This window comes from Xanthobacter sp. BG11Y11_SDJG (assembly GCF_057364445.1).
In genome coordinates this window covers 1-4,769 of the sequence record NZ_JBNFNU010000332.1, presented here as the reverse complement: position 1 = coordinate 4,769, position 4,769 = coordinate 1, and the positions used below count along the sequence as shown (strand labels likewise).

Here is a 4,769-nt window from a genome sequence, read left to right as displayed (position 1 = left end):
CGGCGATCGGCTTCGATCGCGCCGCGGGCGTGGCGCCATGTCGGGGAGGCCGCGCCGTCAGGCCTTCGGCGCGGTCTCCGCGAAGCGGAGGAGGCGGCTGCGAAGGCTCCTGGAAGGCGACGAGGCGCGGATGGTCCCCGCGCCACTCGCCGCCGAAGCGGAAGTCGAGGAAGCCCAGGGCGCAGGCCAGAGCGAGGGTGCCGTTGTTCACCTCCGAGGCAGGCGGCGCGAGCTTCTCCAGGGCGTCCACGGCACGCGCCATCTTGCCCTTCTGATAGTCGAGCCAGCGCGGCTCATGCCGCTCCTCGGGGCGGAAGCGGCTCTCATAGAGCACCAGCACACCCGCATCCATGAGCCCGTCGGCCAGCGCCTCCAGGCGCATGGCGTCGAGCCGCGCCTTGGGGTCGGACGGGATGATCCGCCCGCCGCCGGCCACATGGTCGAGATAGGCCAGGATCACGCGGCTGTCGAAATAGGTCTCGCCGTCGTCGGCGATCAGGGTCGGGATCTTGCCGAGCGGGTTCTCGATCCTCAGGCTGTCGGCGCTGTCGGCGGTGTCCGCCATGCGTTCCTCGAGCGGGATCTGCAGGATTGCGGCGGCGAGGCGGACCTTGCGGGCGAAGGGCGACGTGGGGGACAGACGCAGCAGCATCGGTAGGCGCTTCCTGTCATTCGTTGGCGGCCGGCGGAACGCCGGGAGGGCCGGCGCAGCATAAGGGGATCGCGCGCCGCCTGCTACCGCTGTTCGCGCCTTTCGCGCGCAGCCTCAGGGAAGGGAGATGACGGTGACGTTGACCGTGCGGGTGCGCTCGGCGTTCACGTTTCCGGCCTTGCCCCGCGTCACTTCCTCCGTGCGGGCGGCGCGGGCGATGCCGTTCTTCACCTCGACCGTGCGGGTCTTGGTGACCGCAAGCTTGATCTCGGGCAATGCGGCGCGGATGTCGGCGCCGCTCGGCCCGGCGGCCGGTGAGAGGCGTTCGGTAAGGGCGGCTACGGCGGCCTTCACCGATGCTTCGTCGAAGGTCTCGGTCTCCACCACCGCGTAGGCCGCAGGCTGGGGGTCGGGTCCCAGCCGCGTCACCTTGAGGCTGGAGATGGTGCCGCCGAAGGGGCTCGGCAGGTCGCTCTTGGCGCTGCGCTCAACGCCCGGCTGGAGGGTGGTGTTCTGCGCGCTCGACAGCAGCGGCAGAGGATCGAGGAAGGCTTCCACGGCGTCCGGACCGGTGGCGGCGAGCAAATGCTCGAAGACTTCGTTCAGCAATTGGGTGAGCTGCGGGTTGCCGCGGTAGGGAATGAGGAAGCGGGAACTGAGCCCGCGCAGGGAATTGCGGACCGCCTCCTCGTTCTCCACCCGCAGCGGCCGGCCGGCGGCATCGGTGACGGCGCGCACGATGACGCCGCGCAGCGCCTCGACCGCGCCGCGCGCCACCATGACCGAAGGGGCATTTCCGGTCACGCCGGCATCCATCAGCATGTAGGAGATGCGGTAGCCATCGCCCTCACGGGACACATATCTGAGGTCGAACTTGTAGGTGATGGTGCGCGTGGTGGAGCGGGCGGCGTCGATGGTGTTGTCCTCCACCACCACGAGCCAGCGGCTGCCGAGTTCAGGCGCGAATGGCGCGGGTGCCCAGGCTGCCGCCGCGGGACCGGCCAAGGCCATGGCGAGCCCGCAGGCGAGAAGCGAAATCCGCAGCCACGCCACTGCCCTCATGTGCGTTCCCTTTCACTGTTCGCCGGTGAGCCAGGATACCCGCACCCGCCCCTTCCCGTCCCGTGAAATGATCGGCGCCAGCGCGTTGAGCACGGTGCGCAGGTCGTCCGCCAGCGTGAACGGCGGGTTGAGAATGATCTGCCCGGAGCCCGACAGCGTGTCGAGCCGCCGCACCTCGGCGAAGTCGACCTCCACCTTCAGCGTCTTCGGCAGCCGTGCCTGCGCCACCTCGCGGCGGAAGGCATCCACCGCCTTCAGGTCCTTGATGGGGTACCACAGCATGACGATGCCGGTGGCGAAGCGCCGGTGGGCGGCGGCGAGGCCCTCCGCCAGCCTCTGAAACTCGCCCGGCTCCTCGAACGGCGGGTCCACCAGCACCAGGCCGCGCCGCTCGCGCGGCGGCAGGTGGGCGGTGATCGCCTGCCAGCCATCCTGCGGCAGGATCTTGGCGCGCGGGTCCGCGCCTACGCGCTTTTCGAGCTTTGCCCGTTCCTCGCGGTTGGTCTCGCAGAACAGGAATCGGTCCTGCGGCCGCCCCAGCGCCAGAGCGAGCGCCGGCGAGCCGGGATAGCGGCGGCTGCCGTCCGCCCGGAGCGCGCGCACCGCGTCGAGATAGGGCGCGAGCAGGGCGGCGGCGCGCGCGGGCAGATCGGCGGCGAGCACCTTCTCGATGCCGTCCTCCGCCTCCTTGGTGCGCTGGGCGTTGGCGCCGCCGAGATCGTAGAGGCCGGCACCCGCATGGGTGTCGAGTACCCGGTAGGGCGCATCCTTGCGGTTGAGATAGGACAGGATCAGGGCCAGCGCGGCGTGCTTCACCACATCGGCGCCGTTGCCGGCATGGAAGGCGTGCTGATAGTTCATCGTCGCGCCGGGCTCAGCCGCCGCGCACCGGCGGCATCACCACCTTGTTCAGGCGGCAGGCGCGCCGGTCGACCTCGGGGCAGGCCATGAAGGCGAGATCGCGGCCCATGCAGATCCGCACCTCGCGCAGGCGGCGGCTGTCGCAGTCCACCGAGATCATGTCCGGCGCGAGGCCCGGATTGGCGGCGCGGAAGGCGGCCTCCACCTCCTGCGGCGCCACCATGCGATAGGTGTTGAGCCCCTGGAACTCGGCCGGGATTGCCACCTTGGCCTTGGCGCGCCGCACCAGGTCGAAATAGCCCTGCGCGCCGAGGCCGGAACAGGTGCCGTGCTTGCGCCACTGGTGCAGCACGAGGCCGCGGCTCGGCATCACCTCGGTCATGGCGCGCAAGAGGTCGTTGGGCACGAACGGGGCGGGGCGCACGCAATATTGCGGGAAGCCGCGCGCATATTGTGGCCACAAACCATGCACCACGAAGGCGAACGGCCGGGCGCGGGAGCATTGGGGCTCGCGGTCCGCCTCGGCGCCCTGGTCCTCGCACCAGGTGGGCGACCAGGACAAAGAGAGCACATAGAAGTCGAACCGGCCCGGAACGTCCTGCTGGGCCGAGGCTCCCGCCGGCGCGAGGCCGGCGAGGAGCAGCGCGCCGAGGAGCGCCGCGGCGAGGCGGCGCACGCCCTCATGGCTCACGGCGCGCCATCTTGCAGGAGGGCGCGTAGGCGTAGTTGCGGTCGAGGCCGACGATGCACCATTCCACGCCCCAGGAGGCGCCGATGAAGCCGCCATCCTCGATGATGGAGTAGTAGATGGCGCGGTGCTTGTTGTCGGAGGTGAAGACGCGGGCGCTGCAATAGCGGCGCGGCTGGTATTCCGGGCCCCAGGGGCGGAAGGCGATCTCGCTGATCTTGTCCAGCCCGGTGATGGCGAGGTTCGAGTTCCAGTACATGCGCTCGGTCTCGGAGAAGCGCATGGCGATCAGGTTCAACGCCTCCCGCTCGTCGCAGGCGGGCACGATGCCGCTGTAATTGGGCCCGGAGAGCCAGAAATTCTTCTCCAGCAGGCTCGCGGCGCGCGCGTGCGGCGCGGCGACGGCGAGCAAAGCCAGCACCGCGAAGGCGGCGGCCATCATGCCAACGAGGCCCCGGCGGCGCATGCCCGCGGTCGCCGGAACTGAACCGCGCACCCGATCGGCCATTGATCCTCTCCACCCGTATGGCGGGAGCGCGCCCACGCGCGGCATCCCTTCGTCCTGAAGGCGCGCCACGGCGCGCCAACGCCAATGGGGCGCCCGCACGCACCCCGCTCCCGGCCGGACGATGGGGCGGGCGGTCCGCCGTCCGTCGAAGACGCAGGCGGGACACACCGGGGGAGAAAAGCGCGCGCGATTCAGACCGGCGTGCCGCGCCGTCGCCCGAATGCCCGTCCATGAGGCATGATGGCGCCGCCGCCGCCGGCCGGTGCGGGCACTGACGCAGGGAGACCGCCATGACCTCGTTCCGCTCCGCCCCCGACGGCCGCCGCTCCGAGGCCGCGGCCCGGCCGCTGCCGCGCTTCTCCTCGGGCCGCGAGGCGGCGCTGGAACTGCGGCCCGACCATCCGGTCTATTGCTTCCGGCCCTCGGTGCTCGCCGCCGATGCCCGCGCCTTTCTCGACGCCTTTCCCGGCCGCACCGCCTATGCGGTGAAGACCAATGACGAGCCCATGGTGCTGGAGACGCTGGCCCGCGCCGGCGTCACCGCCTTCGACGTGGCGAGCCCGCACGAATTTGGCGCCGTGCGCGCGGTCGCGCCCGAGGCCGAGCTGCTCTACATGCACCCGGTGAAGGCGCAGGCGGACATCCGCCTTGCTCTGGAGCACTACCGCATCCGCGTCACCGCCCTCGACCACGAGGACGAGGTGGCGAAGATCGTGCGCATCGTGCGCGCTCTCGACCTCGACCCTGAGGACCTGACCTTGTTCGTGCGCATCGCCTCCAAGGGCGAGGCGGCGTACGAGCTGTCGAAGAAGTTCGGCGCCGCGCCGGGGCACGCGGCCGAGCTGCTGCAGCGCATCGACGGCCTCGGCATCAAGTGCGGCATCTGCTTCCACGTGGGCAGCCAGGTGGAGGACGCGGCGACCTACGAACGCGCGGTCGCCACCGCCGCCGAGGTGGCGCGAGGCGGCGCGCGTGCCGATCGCCGCGCTCGACGTGGG

Annotated in this window: 5 protein-coding genes and 1 pseudogene; 1 reads left to right on the top strand and 5 read right to left on the bottom strand. The window is 70.9% G+C overall.

The window, feature by feature from the left end; all coding sequences use genetic code 11:
• From AC2W7M_RS20035 to AC2W7M_RS20015, 5 genes are all read right to left on the bottom strand, one after another.
• On the bottom strand, window positions 1–652 hold a 652-nt coding region (locus AC2W7M_RS20035; RefSeq protein ID WP_486134354.1), incomplete at its 3' end, for a glutathione S-transferase N-terminal domain-containing protein.
• Between the two features lie 114 nt (window positions 653–766).
• Window positions 767–1,714 (bottom strand): hypothetical protein, encoded by a 948-nt coding sequence (locus AC2W7M_RS20030; RefSeq protein ID WP_486134352.1) that lies wholly within the window; start codon window positions 1,712–1,714, stop codon window positions 767–769.
• A 12-nt stretch (window positions 1,715–1,726) separates the two neighbouring features.
• A complete protein-coding gene (locus tag AC2W7M_RS20025) occupies window positions 1,727–2,575 on the bottom strand; it encodes a 23S rRNA (adenine(2030)-N(6))-methyltransferase RlmJ (RefSeq protein WP_486134350.1) in 849 nt (282 codons plus the stop codon).
• A gap of 13 nt (window positions 2,576–2,588) precedes the next feature.
• Window positions 2,589–3,266 (bottom strand): ribonuclease T2 family protein, encoded by a 678-nt coding sequence (locus AC2W7M_RS20020; RefSeq protein WP_486134348.1) that lies wholly within the window; start codon window positions 3,264–3,266, stop codon window positions 2,589–2,591.
• Complete coding sequence (locus tag AC2W7M_RS20015; protein WP_486134346.1) at window positions 3,256–3,705, bottom strand: hypothetical protein; 450 nt, start codon at window positions 3,703–3,705, stop codon at window positions 3,256–3,258. Before AC2W7M_RS20015 ends, AC2W7M_RS20020 begins: the two co-directional genes overlap by 11 nt.
• A gap of 356 nt (window positions 3,706–4,061) precedes the next feature.
• On the opposite strand from AC2W7M_RS20015, the pseudogene AC2W7M_RS20010 reads away from it, so the two are divergent.
• Window positions 4,062–4,769: pseudogene (locus tag AC2W7M_RS20010) on the top strand (alanine racemase); the annotation flags it as partial.

Excerpts from the sequence above, each read along its gene's own strand:
- AC2W7M_RS20030 (WP_486134352.1), bottom strand. The coding sequence starts at position 1,714 with ATGAGGGCAGTGGCGTGGCTGCGGATTTCGCTTCTCGCCTGCGGGCTC.
- AC2W7M_RS20025 (WP_486134350.1), bottom strand. The coding sequence starts at position 2,575 with ATGAACTATCAGCACGCCTTCCATGCCGGCAACGGCGCCGATGTGGTG.
- AC2W7M_RS20015 (WP_486134346.1), bottom strand. The coding sequence starts at position 3,705 with ATGATGGCCGCCGCCTTCGCGGTGCTGGCTTTGCTCGCCGTCGCCGCG.